Annotated in this window: 19 protein-coding genes; 11 read left to right on the forward strand and 8 right to left on the reverse strand. The window is 56.0% G+C overall.

Annotated features, from left to right (window positions below; all coding sequences use genetic code 11):
* Positions 1-20 precede the first annotated feature (20 nt).
* The 5 genes from thpR to ENN40_03910 are packed head-to-tail and all read left to right on the forward strand — an operon-like array spanning position 21 to position 4,499.
* Entirely contained in the window at positions 21-578 is a 558-nt protein-coding gene (gene thpR / locus ENN40_03890) for an RNA 2',3'-cyclic phosphodiesterase (GenBank protein HDP94486.1), read from the forward strand.
* Entirely contained in the window at positions 565-1,170 is a 606-nt protein-coding gene (gene plsY, locus ENN40_03895; GenBank protein HDP94487.1) for a glycerol-3-phosphate 1-O-acyltransferase, read from the forward strand. Before thpR ends, plsY begins: the two co-directional genes overlap by 14 nt.
* Positions 1,112-2,158: an NAD(P)-dependent glycerol-3-phosphate dehydrogenase gene (locus tag ENN40_03900; GenBank protein ID HDP94488.1), complete on the forward strand. Its 1,047-nt coding sequence runs from the start codon at positions 1,112-1,114 to the stop codon at positions 2,156-2,158. The genes plsY and ENN40_03900 overlap by 59 nt, the downstream gene beginning before the upstream one ends.
* On the forward strand, positions 2,155-3,711 hold the full coding sequence (locus ENN40_03905; protein HDP94489.1) for an FHA domain-containing protein: 1,557 nt from the start codon (positions 2,155-2,157) through the stop codon (positions 3,709-3,711). Before ENN40_03900 ends, ENN40_03905 begins: the two co-directional genes overlap by 4 nt.
* Positions 3,708-4,499, forward strand: a complete 792-nt coding sequence (locus ENN40_03910; protein HDP94490.1) for a tetratricopeptide repeat protein — start codon at positions 3,708-3,710, stop codon at positions 4,497-4,499. Before ENN40_03905 ends, ENN40_03910 begins: the two co-directional genes overlap by 4 nt.
* Here the strand turns inward: ENN40_03910 and ENN40_03915 are convergent.
* From ENN40_03915 to ENN40_03935, 5 genes are all read right to left on the reverse strand, one after another.
* A complete protein-coding gene (locus ENN40_03915; protein HDP94491.1) occupies positions 4,496-6,742 on the reverse strand; it encodes a hypothetical protein in 2,247 nt (748 codons plus the stop codon). The two genes, ENN40_03910 and ENN40_03915, sit on opposite strands and share 4 nt — an antisense overlap.
* Positions 6,743-6,880: 138 nt before the next feature.
* Positions 6,881-8,845 (reverse strand): (Fe-S)-binding protein, encoded by a 1,965-nt coding sequence (locus ENN40_03920; GenBank protein HDP94492.1) that lies wholly within the window; start codon positions 8,843-8,845, stop codon positions 6,881-6,883.
* Between the two features lie 34 nt (positions 8,846-8,879).
* Positions 8,880-9,674, reverse strand: coding sequence for a glutamate racemase (locus ENN40_03925; GenBank protein HDP94493.1), 795 nt, complete (start codon positions 9,672-9,674; stop codon positions 8,880-8,882).
* Positions 9,667-10,245, reverse strand: coding sequence for a hypothetical protein (locus tag ENN40_03930; GenBank protein HDP94494.1), 579 nt, complete (start codon positions 10,243-10,245; stop codon positions 9,667-9,669). Before ENN40_03930 ends, ENN40_03925 begins: the two co-directional genes overlap by 8 nt.
* Positions 10,242-11,369, reverse strand: coding sequence for an N-acetylmuramoyl-L-alanine amidase (locus ENN40_03935; GenBank protein ID HDP94495.1), 1,128 nt, complete (start codon positions 11,367-11,369; stop codon positions 10,242-10,244). The genes ENN40_03930 and ENN40_03935 overlap by 4 nt, the downstream gene beginning before the upstream one ends.
* Before the next feature lie 282 nt (positions 11,370-11,651).
* Between ENN40_03935 and ENN40_03940 the strand changes: the two genes are divergently transcribed.
* Positions 11,652-11,861 (forward strand): dodecin domain-containing protein, encoded by a 210-nt coding sequence (locus ENN40_03940; GenBank protein ID HDP94496.1) that lies wholly within the window; start codon positions 11,652-11,654, stop codon positions 11,859-11,861.
* Between the two features lie 75 nt (positions 11,862-11,936).
* Here ENN40_03940 and ENN40_03945 read toward each other — a convergent pair whose 3' ends face one another.
* Both ENN40_03945 and ENN40_03950 read right to left on the reverse strand, forming a co-directional pair.
* Complete coding sequence (locus ENN40_03945; GenBank protein ID HDP94497.1) at positions 11,937-12,878, reverse strand: RluA family pseudouridine synthase; 942 nt, start codon at positions 12,876-12,878, stop codon at positions 11,937-11,939.
* Positions 12,879-12,966: 88 nt separating this feature from the next.
* Positions 12,967-13,941: a calcium/sodium antiporter gene (locus ENN40_03950; protein HDP94498.1), complete on the reverse strand. Its 975-nt coding sequence runs from the start codon at positions 13,939-13,941 to the stop codon at positions 12,967-12,969.
* 243 nt (positions 13,942-14,184) lie between these two features.
* Between ENN40_03950 and ENN40_03955 the strand changes: the two genes are divergently transcribed.
* Positions 14,185-15,954 carry a DEAD/DEAH box helicase gene (locus ENN40_03955; protein ID HDP94499.1) on the forward strand — a complete coding sequence of 590 codons (1,770 nt, stop codon included), beginning with the start codon at positions 14,185-14,187 and terminating at the stop codon, positions 15,952-15,954.
* Positions 15,955-16,023: 69 nt separating this feature from the next.
* Here the strand turns inward: ENN40_03955 and ENN40_03960 are convergent, their stop codons facing one another.
* Positions 16,024-16,686 (reverse strand): hypothetical protein, encoded by a 663-nt coding sequence (locus ENN40_03960; GenBank protein HDP94500.1) that lies wholly within the window; start codon positions 16,684-16,686, stop codon positions 16,024-16,026.
* A gap of 109 nt (positions 16,687-16,795) precedes the next feature.
* Between ENN40_03960 and lysW the strand changes: the two genes are divergently transcribed.
* From lysW to ENN40_03980, 4 genes are read left to right on the forward strand one after another with little or no spacing between them, the layout of a single operon-like run.
* Entirely contained in the window at positions 16,796-16,969 is a 174-nt protein-coding gene (gene lysW / locus ENN40_03965; GenBank protein HDP94501.1) for a lysine biosynthesis protein LysW, read from the forward strand.
* Positions 16,966-18,180: a 2-isopropylmalate synthase gene (locus tag ENN40_03970; GenBank protein ID HDP94502.1), complete on the forward strand. Its 1,215-nt coding sequence runs from the start codon at positions 16,966-16,968 to the stop codon at positions 18,178-18,180. The genes lysW and ENN40_03970 overlap by 4 nt, the downstream gene beginning before the upstream one ends.
* Positions 18,137-18,982, forward strand: a complete 846-nt coding sequence (lysX, locus tag ENN40_03975) for a lysine biosynthesis protein LysX (GenBank protein HDP94503.1) — start codon at positions 18,137-18,139, stop codon at positions 18,980-18,982. The genes ENN40_03970 and lysX overlap by 44 nt, the downstream gene beginning before the upstream one ends.
* Complete coding sequence (locus ENN40_03980; GenBank protein ID HDP94504.1) at positions 18,983-20,017, forward strand: N-acetyl-gamma-glutamyl-phosphate reductase; 1,035 nt, start codon at positions 18,983-18,985, stop codon at positions 20,015-20,017.
* Positions 20,018-20,026: the final 9 nt, after the last annotated feature.

Below are 20,026 nucleotides of genomic sequence, written 5' to 3' on the forward strand. Positions count from 1 at the left end.
AAATTTCATATAATCGATCCATGCGCGTGTTTATCGGGATCAAGCCCGAAGGGGAGTTTTTAAACCAACTGGAAGCGGCTGTCGCCCCCCTGCGCCGAGAATTTCCCGGCTTGAATTGGGTCCCATCCCGGAACCGCCACTTGACCCTGCGCTTTCTCGGTGAGATAACCGACAAAGTGCTGAATGCGCTATGCGGACGCCTGGATGCCTTTCCGCCGCGGGTGGATCCATTCTCCATTCAAATCGACCGGTTGGGCGGATTTTCCGGCAGATCCGGCCTGCGTGTTGTCTGGGCGGGTATCCAGTCTTCTTTCCGCCTGGAAAAGCTGAAGAACTGGCTGGAGAAACAACTGGGCGATATGGGAATTGCCGCTGAGGATCGCCCATTTCATGCCCACATCACCCTGGCCCGCATCAGCAAACCCCTTACCGACCCGACTCTGCCACAAAAACTTCACCAAGCACGCCTGCCGGACTTGACTTTCCCGGTCGCTACCGTCCACCTGTTTCAAAGTCGCCTCTCCGCCAACGGACCACTCTACTCGATTCTAAAGGAGGTACCCCTTGAGCACGCATGAGTGGACTTTTCTTTTATCTTCTTTGCTGCTTGGATCCGTACCTTTCGGCTACCTCCTGTGTATTCTGATCACGCGGCGTGACATCCGCAAGGAAGGCAGCGGCAACATCGGCGCCACCAATGTGTTGCGCACACTCGGACCGCTGGGCGGCGCGGCCACATTGCTGTTGGACATTCTCAAAGGCGCCTTACCGGTTTTGTACGGCCTTCATCATTTCTACAGTCCCTACCTGGTGTTGGCAGGCGGAGCCGCCGCCATTCTCGGTCACATGTATTCTCCATTTCTGAAGTTTCGCGGTGGCAAGGGCGTATCGACATTCCTGGGTGTTTTTGCCGTGCTTCACCCGTGGTCGGCCGTACTGTTCTTGGCGGGATTCTTTGCTGTTTTTTACTTTACGCGCCTGGCATCCGCCGCCTCTCTGACCGGTGTCGGTGTCGTTTTCTTTAGCCATCTGGTTACTCGGGTACCGATGATTTCCATGATTGTACTCTCTCTGGTTGTCTTGATCTTTCTTCGCCACCGCCACAACATCAATGCCATTATCCGGGGAACGGAACGGCGGCTCCAATTGGGGAAATCCACACATGAATAAGATCCTGGTTGTCGGGGCCGGCTCCTGGGGCACGGCCTTTGCAGATTACCTCGCGCGTACACTCGGGCCCGTGCGGATTTGGGTACGCGAAGAAGAGGTGCTCCGCTCCATACGTGAAAACAAAGAGAACACACGCTTTCTTGCCGGTTTTCCCCTGTCGCGGAACCTGGTGGCCGTGGATGATTTGGAAACAGAGGCGGCAAATGCCGACATTCTGGTTCATGCGGTTCCATCCAAGTTCTCCCGCGGCATTTTTGAACGCCTGCGCGCCGTATTTGATCACCAGGTGATCGTCAACCTGAGCAAGGGTTTTGAAGCTTCTTCATTGATGACCCTTTCTCAATTGGCCCGGGACGTAATGGGCGACCGCATCATCAGTCAGTGGGTCACCATTTCCGGGCCCTCATTCGCGCGTGAGCTGGCCCAGCACCACCCCACCGCGGTAGTCGCCGTTTCCCACATCGACACCCTGCTGGAGGATATTCAGCAATCCTTCTCTTCTCCACACCTGCGCATCTACCGCAACACTGATCTGGCGGGCATTGAGGTGGCCGCATCCATGAAAAACGTCATGGCCATCGCTTCCGGGATCATCCATGGATCCGGATACGGGTACAATACCACTGCATCCCTCATCACCCGCGCCACCGTGGAAATCGCTCGCCTGGGGGGACGATTGGGCGGACGCAAAGAGACATTCTGGGGCCTGGCCGGTATCGGCGACCTCATGCTTACCTGTTTTGGACCCCTGTCACGCAATTTTCAACTCGGGGTGCAAGTGGCTTCCGGGCGTAGCCTGAACGAGATCGAAGACGAGATGGTCATGATCGCCGAGGGCGTGGAAACCACGCGTGCCGCATACAACCTGGCCAAGCGGCTCGAGATTGAAATGCCCATTACCGAAAAAGTATATGAAGTCCTGTTCCAGAATAAAAACCCACGCTCCGCCCTTCAGGAACTCATGCAACGGAGACTGAAACCCGAGTGAACCACAAATTGCGCTACTTTGTAAACGGTGACTCGCGGATTTTTAGCCTGGAAGGCGATGAAGTCCGAGTGGGCAAACTGAAAAACATGGATATCTGTTTGGAAGACGCCACGGTATCCCGCCAACATTGCCGCCTGGTTTTTTCACGCAAGGGATGGGAAATTTGCGACTCAGACAGCACCAATGGTACCTTTGTCAACGGCCGCAGAATCCAACGCAAACTTTTGAAACCGGGAGACGAGATATCCATCGGCCGGGCTCGCATGCGTTACCTGGTGGAATCCACTCCGCAGCAATTCCATGACAGCACGGATCAGAAAATCTCCATGGTTCTGCCTGTAAGCAAAACCTTCAAAGTTCACGAAAGAGACAACCTGAAGCGTGAATTAAGCCATCTGGCGGAACTTACGGAACTGGGTCGGCACTTGATCGCCGCCTCCAGCCTTCATGACTGTTTTGAGCATGTGGGCAGAGCCATTTTCAACATCTTAAAGCCCCAACGCCTGTTTATTTTCTTTCATGATGACAATCGGGGTGAACTGGACCTGCGCTACAGCCGCGATGCGGACGGGAATGCAGTTAAAACAGTGACCATTTCCCGCACCATTGCCATGAAAGCCATGGAAGAAAAGGTAGCCATTCTCTCTTCCGACACCAAGGAAGACAAACGTTTCGAAAAGGCCGAGAGCGTGATCCTTTACGGCATTGTTTCCGCGGTTTCCATTCCCATTTGGACCAAACGCTCTATCTACGGCCTGATTTACGTGGATACCACCCAGTTAACCGAGCTGTTTTCCCAACGGGACCTGGAAGTGCTATCCACAATCGCCAACTTTACGGGTCTCACCATCGAGAGCATTCAGAGTCAACAACGCCTGGACCAGGAAATGAAACTGCGCAGTCGCTTGGAGCGTTACCACTCACCTGCAGTGGTTTCCCGCATTATGCAGGACCAGGAATCGGGTACCCGCGAGATCATGGCATACCGGGAAACCGAAGCCACAGTGTTGTTCATGGACATGGTGGGATTTACCGCCCGTGCCGAAAACATGAAACCCGTTGATGTGGGGCTATTGTTGAACCATTTCTTTGCCGCCATGACAGAGATCATTTTCAAGCACAACGGTACTCTGGACAAATACATCGGAGACGGCATCATGGCGGTTTTCGGTGCCCCCCTGGCCGTGGAGGACCATCAGAAGCGGGCGGTGAGCGCGGCACTGGAGATGGTGAACCAGTTGCGGGAAATCAACCGCGACTTCGCGCCGGACGATCCCATCCAGGTTCGCATCGGCATCCACACCGGACGTTTGATTTCCGGCGATTTCGGATCACCCAAGCGTTACGACTACACCGTACTGGGGACCACAGTCAACATCGCATCGCGCCTGGAATCCGCCGTGGCCGGACCAAACCAAGTAGTGGTTTCGGAGTCCCTATACCTGAAACTGCGAAAACAATTCACATTTCAGAAGCTGGGGGAATTCAAACTCCAGGGAATCTCTTCACCCGTCACATCCTATAAAGTAAAACGACTCAAGGGGGAATCATGAAACGAGCCTGTATCTTGATCGTCATTCTGCCGCTGCTTGCGGCCTGCGCCAAACGCGGGCCGACATTGCCGGGTCAACTCAAACCCGGATCGGCCGAGTACATCCTCAACGAGGGGGTCTTTTACCTGAACCAGGGGCAAATTGACATGGCGCGGGAAAAGATCCAGGAGGCCTTAAAAAAGAAGCCCAACTCCAAAGCCGCCCACTATTCCATGGGTGTGGTCTATACCTACCTGCGGGACTTTCCCGCCGCCATAAAACACTTCAGAATCGTAATCAGCATGGACCCGGAATACTGGGACGCATATAACTCGCTGGGCCTTATCTACATTGAGACCGGTGAATTGGACCTCGCCCGGCAGAACCTGCTCAAAGCCGCCACCGCGGACAAGTACCGCAATCCGGAAAACGCTTACGTCAATCTGGCAATGCTGGAAATCAAACGTGAAGCCTATGACAACGCCTTGCGATATGTGGACAAAGGCATCACGCAAAACCGCAATTTCGCCCCGTTACACAACCTGAGGGGCATTATCCTGGAAAAGCAGGGAAACCTGGATGAAGCGCTATACCATTACAAAAAAGCCCTGAACTGCCTGACTGAAGAAGATGCGAACATCCTGCTCAACGTGGCCCGGGTCCACCATCTATTGGGACAGAAAAACAAAGCCCTGGACCTTCTGGATCAGGCGTTGGGACTGGCCAAGGACGAATTTACCACGCAGCGCATCCGCACGTTGATGCGCGAAGTGGAAGGCAAAAAAGAAGACACGGCCAACGACAACTAACTTTTGCGCAGTGGCCGGATTTCCAGGGTTCCACCCTGCCCCGCGGATCGGTTGGGAATCAGGTGAAGGCGATAGTAGCAGCGGCTTTGGTAGCGGCGATAAAGGGGACTTCGCAGACTCCAACCGTCATTGTTCCCGGGGGCGACGTCCGCGTCAAACAGTTTAAGTTGGAACGGCGGCGGCCCGTCTCCATCCCAGACAACCTTCATTGTCCCCACCGGCACTGATGTCGTCAAAGTAAAAGAATAGACGCTACCGGGTTCCAGGTCGAACTTGCGCTGTTCAACCCGGCGCGGGTGTTGCGACGCGCCCATCAAACGATGCAGCATCATGCCCTCTCCGTTTACCAGCGTGGGGTTGAAATCCGGTACCCGGGGAAGGATCACACCCAGCAGCAACACCATTGCAGACGCCATGGCGACAGCGAATGTGGCGTGGCGTTTTCGCAGGCGCAACGGGAGCAAAGCCAATACGCCAAGCCCCACCAGGAGAACCACCCAGATTGGATTGGGCCACCAACTCCAATTGCCGGGCATTTTGGCGAAGGACGGCAGCCATCCATCCAGATGAATTCCCAGGGGACTCAGGATCTGGAACATCAGCCCTGATCGAATGGGAACATTGTGGGTAGTGGGCTGGTAGAGGGTCCAGGGATGGATTACCTGGAAGACGGTGACGCCGGCCGCATAAAAAGGCAGCCAGTGCCATGCCCGGCGCATCCACTGGTTGGGTCCTTCACGTAGGTATATCCACACAAAAAGCATGAGCGCCCAGATCACCGGAATCAAAGGCCGCGCCTGGGGACATTGCCCTCCCCGATGGCTCAGGAAAGCGTAATTAAAGACAAACACCGCCGCCGGTAAGGCCAACAAAAGATGAACCCGGTAACGCTTCCAATTGCGCAATGCCAGCCACAATCCGGGAAACGCCAGGAAAAAGACCGGTGCATACGGCAGCAGCCCGTCCCGCTGGTCCAGGAAATAGTCCAGCAAGGTATCAATGCGCATCTGGAGGGGAATGCCGCGAAATACCACGTCACTGAAATGCATTTTCTGGGTATAGTTCAAATACACCGACATGGGCGAGAAATTGTGATAGGCGTAAAAGAGATAACCCAGGAACAGGGCTTGAAACAAGAGCGGGAACACCCATAGTCGCCACAAAGCGCCGAAATTCCGCTGCCTGAGAAAAAACACAGTGAAGCCGGCCCCGAATGCCCAGACAAAAATTGCGTACTTGACGCCCCAGAAAAACAATATCCCCAGCAAAAGCCCGGAGACCAGGATCGCCCGGGGGCGGTCGCGGTTATACAAAAGAAGATAGAGGGCCAACAAGAGAAAAAACAACACCTGGACTTCAGGGTAAGCGTGGATGGCGTGGAAAAACAACGGCGGGGTAAACAGGGCCACCAGGCACAATTGCAGGGCGAAGGTTCGCCGGAGTGACAGGCGCAGGCCGAACAGGTAAACCATCACCACCACGCCCGCACCGAACAGCCCCAACCAGGCCCGCATGAAAAAGGCCCACCAAACCGGCGGCAGCGGCAACAGTACTATGGGGACCATGGCCACGGCCACGCCCGGCAGATGAATGGAATAGATAAAAGCGCCCTCAGGCGGCGGCAGATCATCGCGGAAAAGACGCGCCTGGAAACGGGCATCTTTCCAGCCGAAATATCCGTGAATGCCCATGGTCACTTTGGGAAGAAAGCGCCGATATTGATGTTGGGCGTATTGATTGGCTACGTTCAGATCACCGTCCCGGACCAACGACTGAGCGATCACCAGGTAATGCGGCTCATCACCCATCAAGGGGATTCCTTTCAGCGTGATGACCGCCGCCCCCGCCGCCAGCAGCAGCCAGGCCATAACAAACAGGGCGACCAGGCGCCGCCGCATGGAAAGGCGGTCGAAAAGGATGCGGATGCGCCGCACAGCCTGATGTCGGCCCAGCACATTAAGCGCCAGGACAAGGGCCACGACCCACGTCAAAATACTGATGCGCAGGGAAAATTCCACCGCGTCCCAATACGTCAGCCGCGCCGGCCAGGCCAACAGCCCCAAGCACAGCCAACGATAAGCCGCAACCATTTTGCGCCTGGGGTGCCACAATACCGTAGCGGCCAGTGCCAGGATCAGCGCCAGGAGCGCCGGCAAAGAAACGACAGTCACCTCGAGGGCCAGGCCGGTCAGGCCCGCCGCGGTGATGAGCCACTGCAGGATAATGCGCTGCCGGGAATGCATGGGAAAGCCATTATCGCATAGCTCCCTTGGGGGCGCAATGAAAAAACCAGGGCATTCCGCGACGTCTAACCGTCCGCGTTGGGAACGCTCTCCAGCGAACGGGAGCCCGCTTCCCGGCAAGCGGCCACGAAAAAGCGGTTAGGTCATGTTTTTGTGGATAAAGTGGATCAGGTCACGGGTTTGAATATCATTGGACCCGGTTTCCTCAATGGCATCCTTGAACATGACGGAACAATAGGGACACGCAGTGACTAAAGTGTCCGCGCCGCGGGCGCAGGCATCCTGTATGCGAGCGTGACTCATGCGACCTTCGCCCTCTTCCTCTTTCCACATGCCGCCGCCACCGGCGCCGCAGCAAAACGACTTGTCGCGGTTATGGGTCATTTCCACCAGGCAACCGTCTTTAACAGCGGCCCGAAGCAAGCGACGCGGCGCATCGTACTCACCCTGGTAGCGGCCCAGGTAGCAGGGGTCATGAAAAGTGACACGATGCGACTTTGTTCCGGCATGCAACCGCAATGAACCGTTGTTGACCAGTTCTTCCAGCAGTTGGGTGTAATGCATCACCGCATATTCACCACCCATGCGCTGGTATTCATGCCGCAGCACATGCAATCCATGGGGACACATGGTAACAATGCGGCGGAATTTATAACTGTTCAGATTTTCAATGTTCTCCATGGCCAAAATCTGAAACAGGTATTCGTGCCCCGCCCTGCGTGCCGGGTCACCGCAGCATTTCTCACTGTCTCCCAGGATGGCAAAATCCACCCCGGCCTTTTTCAGTACTTCCACCAGCATGCGGGTGTGCTTCTGGGCATGGCTGTCATAAGCGCCTTCACAGCCCACCCACAACAACACATCGGTTTCACCCTTATCCGCGATCAAGGGTACATCCAGGCCTTCCATCCACTTGGAACGTTCCTGGGCGTTGATCCCCCAGGGATTGCCCTGGTTCTCCAGGCCGCGAAAAAGGGTCTGCAGCTCTTCGGGAAAACGGGATTCCATCATCACCCCGTACTGGCGCATTCCCGTGATTTTGGGGATGTGCTCGTTGAACATGGGGCAGACTTCCATGCAGGCGCCACAAGTGGTACATGCCCAGATTTCCTCTTCGCTCACCACTTCGCCCAACAGGGTTTTTAAATCATCCCGCGGTGTCTCACCGATTTCCAGCAAATGGAGTTGCATTTTGTGCAGCAACGCTTTGGGGGAAAGCGCCTTGCCTGTGCGCAAAGCCGGGCACACATCATCACAACGGCCGCACTCGGCACAGGAAAACAGGTCCAGCAGGTCTTTGCGGGTCAGGTCCACGATCTTGGGTGTTCCGAAATACTCCTGTTCTTCCAAATCAACCACGGGGATCTCGGCACGCACACCATGATTCTTGAAAAACAGGTTGACCGGACCGGCCACCAGGTGGAGATGCTTGGAAAAGGGGATCAGGACACCGAATGCCATTACCACCAGAATATGCAGCCACCACAAGACCCGCAACCACACTTCCTGGGTTGCTTTCGACATTATCGCAGGCAGCCAGTGGGCTTTGACCCATACCGCCAGAAAATTGCCGGAAACCATCGTTTCGGGACCGTAGAGTTTCAGGGCTTCATAAAAAACGAAACTCAGCATAAGCGTGGAGATAAAACCCAGAATCACTGCGGATTCCATTGAAGGGATATCCAGGGTTGACGGCCGGAACACATAGCGCCGCACCAGGAAGAAAACCGCCGCCAGCAGGATCATGCCCGCAAAGATATTGGCGCCGAACAGCACCACCGTACGAATCCCGCCTTGTCCCAGCAGGTTGAAGCCGGAAAAGAAACCTTCAACCACATGGTTGATGGTGACCAACAGGTAAACCAGGAATCCCCAGAATATCATTGAGTGGAAAAAACCCACCACGGGCCGGTTCTCATAAGCGCAAAGCTGCAGCACCACGCGACGCAGGGCGTACCAGAAGCGCACCAGCGGCCGGTCACTCCTTTGGAACGGCCGTCCCCGTTGAATCAACAGCGCCTTGCGCCGAAACTCCCGCATGGCCAGAAAGACCGCTGCCAACGCCAACAAAACGAAAACGGTTTTTTCAATCAGTGTCAACATTTGGCTTTTGCCTCCTTGGTGTTCCCCGGCCGATTCATGTGCCAGCCACTGATACCCTGGCTATTTTGCGGTTCAAAAAAACTTCCCCCACACGGCGGAACCGTTCCGGAAAATCGGTGACAAAAAAATCGTCCTCTTGATCGGGGGGTTCGTGGTTGAGCCAGCCCCGGTTACCCAGAATCAATTCCACCTGCCTGGCGGTCGTCAAACCCGAGTCGATGAGGCGGATCGCTTCGCCCATTACGGCCCCGACAACTTTACTGAGTACCGGATAATGCGTACAACCCAGCACCAGGCTGTCGATACCCGCCTTTTTCAAAGGCAGTAAGTACTCTTCCGCCACCATTCGCGTCACTGTGTGATCCACCCATCCCTCTTCCACCAGCGGAACAAACAGGGGACAATCCCGGGAGATAATTTCCAGATCGGGGTTACGCCTGCGAATGGCCTTTTCATAAGCTCCGGACATAATGGTGGCGGTGGTTCCAATCACACCTGCTTTTTTGCGGCTGAAGTCTACCGCGGCCTCGGCGCCGGGTTCAATCACGCCGATCACAGGCACCTCCAGGTTTGCCTGAAGGTGGGGAACCGCGTAAGAAGAAGAGGAGTTGCAAGCCACCACGATCAGTTTGACCTCGTGATTCACCAAAAAATGCGCGTTCTCCTCTGAAAAGCGAATGATGGTTGATTCCGACTTCGAGCCATACGGCAGGCGTGCCGTATCTCCCAGGTAGATCACTCGCTCCCGGGGCATTCGTTGCTTAATGGCGCGATATACAGTCAGGCCGCCGATACCGGAATCGAATACGCCGATGGGTTTTTTATTCATCCTGTTTCAGAAAGGCGAAGTTGGGGCGGAAAGGGCGAGACAGGTCGATATGTCCACTGAGCGTTTTGACTTCATTGCCCGCCACCATTATGCGTACGGAACGGATCTCTCTGAAATTAAAACATATGTTGTTTACGATAAACTGAATAAACTCCAACTCTGACCGGCTTCCCCCGGGGAACCCGGTCATCAGAGCCTGATTGAAATCCAATACCAGGACCCGATCCGCTTCAACGTAGTACAATGCGCGAATTTGTGTGCCTTCCGGCACCGGGGCCCGGTCCTCTTCCCGCGGTTGCAGCAACAGGCGCAGGAATTCCCGATAAAGCTCAGTGCGCGTGGCTGGACGTGGGATACGCTTGGATATGGGTATCATGCGCCAATCCGTCCGGTCCATGTAAAACAGTTTCAGATCTACGGTGTCGGCCGGCGAAACTTCCGCTGTTCCGTCCGCGGCATCCGCGGGGGTGGGCGCGACCTGATCTTTTCCAGAGGAAAGAAAGATCATCAGGGCGACGGCAAAAAAAACCACAGCCAGTAAGACCAGCGGAACAATCAGTTTCTTGTTCATTTATAACGCTGGTTATGATAAGTGACAAACTGGGCGATCCCCGTGTAGATACCCCCGGCCACACGGCTGAGGAATCCATCCCGGGCCAACAGTTTTTCTTCGTCAGAATTGGAAAGAAAAGCGATCTCCACCAGCACCGCGGGCATGGCCGCGCGCATGAGCACACGAAAGGGAGCCTGTTTCACACCGCGGTTACGGGTATTCATCACCTCGTTGAGCTGGTTCTGAATGTAGGTGGCCAACTTGGAAGATTCCTTGATGTACTCCGTCTGGGCCATGTTCCACAAAATGAGCCTCAAGTCATCGGCCGCAGCGGGATCAAAAGCGTCTCCTCCCATGGAAGTGTTTTCTTTCCGCGCCAGTTCGGAGGCCTCCTTGTCCGTGGCCTCCAGGCTGACATAGTATGTTTCCGTACCGCGAGCACCGCGCCGGTAAGAAGAATTGACGTGAATCGAAACAAATACCTGGGCTTTCTGGTTATTGGCCATGGCCGCCCGCGAATCCAGGGAAATCTCTGAGTCGCTGTCCCGCGTCATGACCACCCGCAAACCCAAACGTGACTCGATCAACTGCTTTACTTTCAGGCCCACTTTGAGCGTAATGTCCTTTTCCACCAGGTCGGTTGTTCCAGCCCTGGCGCCCAGGTCGGTACCGCCATGACCCGGATCGATGCAGATCGTATTGATGCTTGTTCCCTCGGGACGATCCGGCGCAGACACGGCTTCAACCTGGGGAGGTTGCGAGACCGCAGTTGGATTACCGGAGTCGGCCTCGAGATCAAATACCACGCGGAAAGGATTTTCCAGGACAAACTGCCGCTGGAAGCGAACCGGTATGTGGGTAACCACCCGGTAAACCGTGCCGTCATGGCGCGGCAAAACATCCACCCGCTGAACGCAACGGCTTTCCTTTAACTGGATATTTTCAGGATCCGTACGTGCCGCCTGCTGCAGCCGCAAGTCAAAACCGTTGTCTCGTGAAGAGACACTATAGGCAAAACTGCGGTCTGCTTCGAAAACGAGGCGGGTGTAATCCGAATAATCAAAAGAGCGTACGCTGACGTTTAAGCAGAAGGCCGTGACCGGCAGCAGCAGCAAGCCGATAATCATGGTAGTATGTTTCATTGAACCGTCTGTACTTTTACCCGCATTCCGCTTTGGATCCCAAGTCGGACAAATACGGGAAGATGGGGATTATAGCATACCCGGCAGCGCAAAGGAAACGGGGGCCAGTTGACATTCCGAGGCCTTTGAACCATCCTGTAATCAGAAACCCGCATTTTGCGCGGATTCCGCTGCAGGGAGTAGAGGGATCGCAAAAGCAAAAAATCTTTCTCCCCGGGTGTTGCAATTCCGCGACTGCACTGAATCAACGCAGTTGGAAAATGCGGGACTAAGGGGGATATCATGTCTACAGTCAAAGTTATTGAATTGATCGGTGCATCCGATAAGAGTTGGGAAGACGCGGCGGCCAACGCAGTCCGCGAAGCATCGGAAACCGTGTCCAACATCGTCGGCGTGGAAGTGACCGCCCAGACCGCCAAGGTGTCCAACAGCCGGATCACCGAGTATCGCTCTACCGTAAAAGTAGCCTTCCGGGTTAAAGCAGATCGATAGGTAAAGAAGGTGACAGGAGACATTAACCCCTTGCCTTCGCCATTCACCCGCCTCCTGCCACCTGTCCCCTGCTTTTTATTTGAATTCTCGGGCCCATGCGGGCGGCGGGCATTCCACCTCTGTCCGTGCCCCCGTATCCGGGTGGGGAAACCTCAATTTCCAGGCGTGCAGGCTGTAGCCCGGGTCTCCGGGCAACGCCCCGCCTTTTTTGGGAAGACCACCCGGACCGTACAGGGGATCGCCCGCCAGGGGATGACCGCAGGCCGCCAGGTGGATGCGGATCTGGTGGGGCCGCCCGGTTAAGATCGTGACTTTCGCCAGGCTTTCGTCTCTCTGCTCACTCCTGTATATGACTTCCACATGACTTTCGGCCGCGCGACCGGTCTCGGAAGCGGCGTGTAAGGTACCCAGTGGCGCATAGGCAACGGAGCCGATGGGAACACGGACAACGAAAGCCTCCGCCAGATTAGTGCCGGCCACCCGGGCCAGATAAATCTTAACGAAGCGTCCAGCCTGCAGCGCCGCTCCCAGGGTTTTCGCCGCATGGTGAGTCCGCGCAAACATTACGGATCCGGAAGTCCAGCGTCCCAGACGATGCATGGGCGAACAGGCATTGCCATAGAACTCCCTCACCCTGAACAGAAGCGTGTTTTCCAGGAAATTGGCTCCGGGCAATACGGGCAGGCCGGCCGGCTTGTTTGCCACAAGAAAGGAGTCCTCTGTGCGAATAACCTGAAAATCGTTCGGCGCTTCCGGTTCCCTCCAGGGCGGCCGGTGCCACTCCAGTTTATCTCCATTCTGCATTCGGGTCTCGGGGTCCACGGCGACACCATTGCGCAAAACCTGGCCGGCACGGATCCGCTCCCACCACTCTGCGGCTGTGGAATGGGGATAATGCCGGGTATAGAAATCCAGCAGGCGGGCGCCCGCATCCGCCGCCGATATCCGGTCTTGGTAGATATGGCCATGATTCAGTTTGTTCATTCCGATCCCTGCAACCTGCCTCCCAGTCCACATAAGGGCGACCGGCCGGTCGCCCCTACATTTTCAACTTCTTCCCTTTTATGCCCGAAAGGGTACTCCAACTTTTCAACTTTTTTATCTTCTACTTCGCCACGATCCCGCTGCCCAGCCAAGCGATATAGCAGATATAGACGGCCAGCAGAAAAGCGCCCTCCCAGCGGTTGATCATTCCGGGACGGCCGCGGAAACCGCGCCCGATCACGAACAGCGAAACCGTGAGCCCGAGCATGACCACGCCATCCCGCCATACCACTTCAGGAGCGGTACGAAAAGGGTGGATCACTCCGGCCAGGCCCACCACGGCTAAGGTGTTGAAAAGGTTCGAGCCCAGGACGTTGCCCAGGGCGATATCGTTCTCGCCTCGACGCACCGCGGCTACGGCGGATGCCAGCTCCGGCAGAGAAGTGCCCAATGCCACGATGGAAAGACCGATCACCAGCTCAGACACACCCAGCCCCCGGGCCAGGCGCACGGATCCCCATACCAGCATACGCGAACTGACCGCCAGGAGAACAAGTCCGGCCAGGGTCCAGGCAACGGCCCGCTGCTTGGGCATGGGGTGGGTTGATAGGTCCACCTCAATTTCCGAGCCAAAGGCATCCGCTCCGGATTGCCGGCCGCTGCGAATGGTCCAGGCCATCAGAGATGCAAAAAGCAATAGCAGCACAACCGATTCCCACCTTGCCAGGTTACCGTCCAGTACGAGGCCAATGGCCATAAGCGTGACGATCGTCAGGAGGGGAAGTTCGGCGGTTAACACTTTGGAGCGAACCATAACCGGCCGGGCCAGTGCGGCCAATCCCAGGATCAGGGCGATATTGGCGATGTTCGAACCCCAGCCGTTGCCCAATCCCAGGTCCGGGTTGCCGTCCAGGGCCGCCAGGGTGGACACAATCATTTCCGGCAGCGAAGTTCCGAATCCGACCACCACCATGCCGATCAAAAGCGGCGGAAGGCCGGCGTGCTGCGCAGTGGATGAAGCGCCCAGCACAAAACGATCCGCACTCCACGCCAGCAATGCCAATCCGGCCGCCACGGCCAAACCCGCGGTCCACATGCACCACCTCCAGCGCCCATTATCGCATGGATTTCAGGCAGGGGAAAGTCCCGGGAACAGCGCTTTGATGGCTGGAATTGCATATTTTCGCTTTCTCCGACCGCCGCTTGCTTTTTATCCGTATCCAGGATACAATATGGATCCATTCAAGAGAATCATCCGCAAATCTCTATAAACGGGCTTTCCTGATCAGTCTTTTGAAAAATCCAGTTGATCCCGATCGCTGCTGAACCGGACTTCTGCATGAAATGTGATTCGGTTTGCCCACGAACTCGGGACGGGAACGCAGACATGCAGACACAACTTTTTGAAAACCTGGGATTGAATGACAGCCTGACGGCGGGGATCAATGATTTGGGATTCACCACTCCAACCCCCATCCAGACGCAGGTGATCCCTCACATTCTGGAGGGAAAACGCGACCTGGTGGGCCTGGCCCAGACGGGAACAGGCAAGACCGCCGCTTTCGGACTGCCCCTGGTACAACAAGTCAACCTTCAGACGCCCCATATCCAGGCCCTGGTGTTGAGCCCCACCCGGGAGCTCTGTCTGCAGATCGCCCGGGACATCAAATCCTTTGCCCGCCACATCAAGGGCTTCAAGGCCCTTGCCATCTACGGAGGTGCCAGCATGGAGACCCAGGTCGCCGGCCTGAAGCGTTCTCCCCAGATCGTGGTGGCCACACCCGGCCGCCTGCTGGACCTGATGCGCCGCGGCAAAGTCGATCTTTCTTCTCTGGACTCTCTGGTGCTGGATGAAGCAGACGAGATGTTGAACATGGGTTTTGCGGAAGATCTTACCGCCATATTGGCGGGCACTCCCTCAGATAAGCGTACTTATCTCTTTTCCGCCACCATGCCCCGCGAAGTAGCCGCCATCGCCGCCGGCTACCTGACCGACCCGAACGAGATCACTTCGGGCCCGCGCAACTCCGGTGCCGAGAATGTCCATCACGTGTACTACACCGTTGCGGCCAGCAACCGCTACCAGGCCTTGAAACGCATCGTTGACATGTCCCCGGAAATCTACGGCATCGTATTCTGCCGTACCCGCCAGGAAACCCGGGAGGTGGCGGATAAACTGGCCCTGGACGGCTACAACGCAGACGCCCTCCACGGCGACCTGTCGCAGGCCCAGCGAGACCATGTGATGGACCGGTTCCGCAAAAAGAACCTGGCCCTGGTTGTGGCCACAGACATCGCCGCCCGTGGCCTGGATGTCACCGATCTGACCCACATTATCAACTACAACCTCCCCGACGAGCTGCAGAGCTATACCCACCGCAGCGGCCGTACCGGGCGTGCGGGGAAAAGCGGAACTTCCATCGTCATCATCAACCGCAAGGAAACCCACAAGATCCGCATGATTGAAAAACTGACCGGCAAGCAGTTCGAAGCGCGTCCCGTTCCGGACGGAAAGGCCGTATGCGCGCAGAAATTAGCCCACTTCATCCACCGGATCCAGAACGCCGAAGCCATTGACCCCGGCATGGAGCCCTTCATGGAGCCGATAGTACGCGAATTGACCGCCATGGATAAAGAAGACCTCATCCGCCGTTTAATTTCGCTTGAATTCAAGCGCGTATTGGAAGACTATCGCCGGGCTCCGGACCTGAACGCGCGCGAAAAACCGGACCCCCGGAACAAGACGAACAAACCCTCTTTCTCAGCCATGCCCATGACCCGTTTCCGTATCAACGTGGGCCGTCGTCACGAAATCTCGCCCCCGGCAGTGATCGGCATGGTCAATGACCTCTCGGGAAAACGCGACATCCAGATCGGGCGCATCGAAATCAAGCAGTCATTTTCCATTTTTGAAATCGACCGCTCCTTCGAGCACCTGATCCTGAAGTCTTTTCACAATGCCCGCTTCTCTGGAACCCCATTGATGATCGAGGTGGCGCCGGCAGCACCCCCCGCTTCGCGGACCATCCGCAACATCCGCAGCAACGGCTCCCGGCAGCACCGCAAGGGCCCGGCTTTGGGCGCAGGAATCGGAAGCCGAACCTGTTAAATTGCGATTCAACAATAATTGTCTGTGAAACGGGGGTTCGTAGCAGAAGCACGTTCTCTTTTTCAGCGGTTATCTGGATGGAGCCAACAGATTCATAAGAATGGAAAAGGAACGATCCACCACGGCGGCTTCCAGGATAATGGTGAACTCACTGTAGGTTGAGACCACTTCAACCACGTTGATTCCCGACCATGCCAGGGGCTTGAGCAGGCCGTAGTGGATCCCCGGAGTAAAGATGACGGATTCGTCCAGGCGCACGGAAACGGCGGCCAGGTTTTCAAGAGATTGGATCAATGTTTCCCTTACAAAAAAACGTACCGCCTTGTCCATAACGTCTTCACCGAGTACCAGCGTTATCTCGTTTACTCCCTGCGTAAGAGTAATAAACGCGTCGCCGTCCTCCTCAACTGATTCCAGCAAACGTTTCAGGCAATAATAAACTGATGGAGAGTGTCGATACGTCAATTCGCCCAGGCCGGACCGGACCGCAATTTTCCCCACGCCACGCAACGCTTTTTCAAGGTATGAACGCTTCCCGGATACCGACTCCTTCATGCGATTCAAGGCCATCATCACGGCAGAGTCCGAAAGGTCGCGCATCAACTGTTTTTCCAGACCCGGCCTCAGTTCACGGGCCAGGGCCGAGAGATTGAGAATATCCCTGGACATGGCTTCTTCGATAAAAGGGCTCTTGATCAACCACTCTGTTAACGCGTCGCTGATTGTTCGCATGTTAAATTTATAACATTGTGTTGTATTTTTGTCAATATTAACTAATTTTTTGACTCACTCCCTCGCAGCAGCGTAGACTTCGGGCGTATTGAAATCAAAGGAGGCTAACATGAACAATCCGGTTGAATGCCCTGTCTGCGGGGGGGGGCTGGATCTGCCTGAAGATGCCGTTCAGGGAGAACTGATCACCTGCCCGGAGTGCAACAGTGAGTTGGAGTTGGTAACAGTATCTCCTCTCAAGTTAGAGGAAGCTCCCGGCGAAGCAGAGGACTGGGGCGAGTGAATCCGAAAACCGTCCGTGTCCTGGACACCACGTTGCGTGAAGGGGAACAGACTCCCGGAATCTGCTTCCCTCCACACGCCAAAGCGGCGATTGCCGACATTCTGGAAACCATGGGCATCGATATCATTGAAGCCGGCCATCCGCTCGTCAGTTCAAGGACCTGGGCGGGGGTGCTGGCCGTGCGCCGCCGGATCCGCCGGGCCCTGGTTGCCGCCCACGCGCGCACAAAGCCCGGAGACCTGGTTGCAGCCCTGGACTGCGGGGTGGATCTTGTGGGAATCTTTTTCTGCGTTTCCGACCAGCGCTTGGCCCACCACGACATCACCCTGAACGCCGCCATTGATCGCATCTGCTCTATCATCCGTCAGAGCAAGGAACAGGCACCTGAAGTCCTGGTTCGATACACCCCAGAGGACACGGTGCGCTCCGCCTGGAAGAACGTCCGACAGGCGGCGTGTGCCGCGGTTGATGCCGGAGCGGACATTATCAGTGTAGCGGACACCACCGGCGCCATGATTCCCGGGGGGGAACACTCCCTGAAGCCCTATGTGGCCCGCATGCAAGACGAATTTTCCCGCCGTGGATTGAATGCGGAAATCGCCGTCCATTGTCATAATGACCGTGGTCTGGCATTGGCGAACGCCCTTGACGGCATCCGCGGGGGGGCGACAATCGTGGACGCATCGGTATTGGGACTGGGGGAACGTGCCGGCATCGTTGATCTGGCCACCTTGCTGTCTGCTCTGTGCAACGATATGGGACTTGACCACCATTGGGATCTTACCCGGCTTCCGCATCTCTACAACACAGTCAGTCGCTTTTCCGGTATCCAGCCCGGCGTAAACGCTCCAATCATCGGCCGCCACGCGTTTACCCACTGCGCCGGGGTTCACACCCAGGCCGCGCTCAACAATCCGGTACATTACGAAAGCCTGCACCCGGAAATGTTCGGGCGCTCCCGCAAAGTCGCGCTGGACCACATGTCAGGCATGTCTTCCCTGCGCTACTCCCTGGAGCAAATCGGATGCGACGAATTGGACCCGGAATTGACGACACGGCTGTTGGATGAGGTTAAACATATCGGTCACTCAGGTAGATGCATTGATCTGGTTGAACTGCGCTGGCTGGTGGATTCAATTAGATCCGAATTTTCCTCTGGAGAAAATCATGATTCATATCACCCTTGTTCATTCGCTGATCCGGCGGGATGAAAAACTCATTATGCAGGCTTTTGATCGCCACCCGCGCGTTCGCTGGACCGCCCTGGATGACCGTAGACATTGCCTGTCACCCAACCTCTCTTTGCCACACACGGATCTGTATTTTTGCCGCAGCCTTTCCCAGGGCAATACCCTGGCCTGGCTGGAGTACCTGGGGAATCAAGACCAGCGCTGTGTGAACTCTTTCGAGGTGGTACGGACCTGTGGAGACAAATTCTCCACTTCACTTGCCCTGCAGCGTGCGGGTGTACCCCAACCTTTGTTCTGCCTGGCATTGACGGCTGAGCAGGCCTTGTGTGCAATGGAAGAAATGGGATTCCCCGTGGTCGTCAAGCCCCTGGTCGGTTCCTGGGGACGCCTCATTGCGCTGATCAAAGACAGGGACGCGGCCGAAGCCGTACTCGAGCATAAAACCCGCTTGGGCGGTGTCGCGCATCAGCACATCTACATCCAGGAACATATATCGAAACCCGGCCGGGACATCCGTGCGTTTGTGGTCAATGATGAATGCATCGCCGCCATTTACCGCGAGTCTTCGCACTGGATCACCAACACCGCCCGGGGAGGAAAGGCTTTTAATTGCCCGATCACGGATGAAATCCACGAAATCGCGCTGAAAGCATCCTTGGCCGTTGGTGGAGGCATTCTTGCCGTTGATTTGCTGGAAAGTGATCACGGCCTGCTGGTCAACGAAATCAATCATAACATGGAGTTCAAAAACTCCATTGACGTTACCGGTGTAAACATCCCGGAGCGAACCTTGGAAGGGCTTTTGAGCCTTGTGGAGAATTGAATGTCGAAAATCACCGTTACTGTTGCCGGCGCTTCCGGATTCACCGGTGGAGAATTGCTGCGTTTACTCTTATTCCATCCACGCGTAGAGGTTATCGCCGCCACTTCAGAACGCAATCGCGGCAAACCTGTTGCGTTGATTCACCCCAACCTGTATAGACACACCCGCCTGCGTTTCTCTTCGATGGAAGAGTTGCCGAGCAGTGACTTTCTCTTTCTGGCCCTTCCCCATGGAGAAAGCAGCCGGCGTATCCACCTTTTGAGTGACAAGGCGTCAAAAATCATCGACTTGAGCGCGGATTTCCGCATTGCGGATCCAACCGTTTATCGTCAATGCTACGGCAAAGAGCACCCCGCTCCAGAATGGCTCAGTCAATTTATTTACGGCATCGTGGAAGTAAACCGCGAGCGTATCCGTACCGCAACCCGCGTCAGCGGGGCCGGGTGCAATGCCACTGCCGCCATTCTGGCATTATGGCCCCTGGCCCACGCCGGACTGCTCGACGACAGCTGGATCATCTGTGATATCAAGACCGGCACCAGCCAGGCGGGAGCCGCCCATTCCGCGGCCGGCCATCATCCCGTCCGCAGCGGGTCAGTGCGCAGTTACAAGCCTACCGGACATCGGCACGGCACCGAGATTCGAAATTGCTTGAACCATGAACAGATCAGAATCAGCACCACCGGCCTCGACATTGTTCGCGGCATTCTGGCTACCTGTCACCTTTCTCTTCCCGCGGGTCTGGATGACCGCAAACTGCGGGGGGTTTTCAGAGCCGCCTATGCGGAAGAGCCGTTTATCCGTATCGTCAAAAAGTCATCTGGAGTTTTTCGCTATCCGGACCCTCGCCTGCTGGCGGGAAGCAACATCTGTGATATCGGTTTTGAAATCAATCGCGATGAGAACAGTCTGGTCGTTCTTTCCGCCCTGGACAATCTGATGAAGGGAGCGGCCGGGCAAGCAATCCACTGCATGAACCTGATGGCCGGGTTTCCCGAGACCTGCGGCCTTCAATTTCAAGGGCTATATCCCTGAGGAGGAAGA

It is taken from the genome of Candidatus Aminicenantes bacterium (assembly GCA_011049425.1).
Taxonomy (GTDB): Bacteria; Acidobacteriota; Aminicenantia; order UBA2199; family UBA2199; genus UBA876.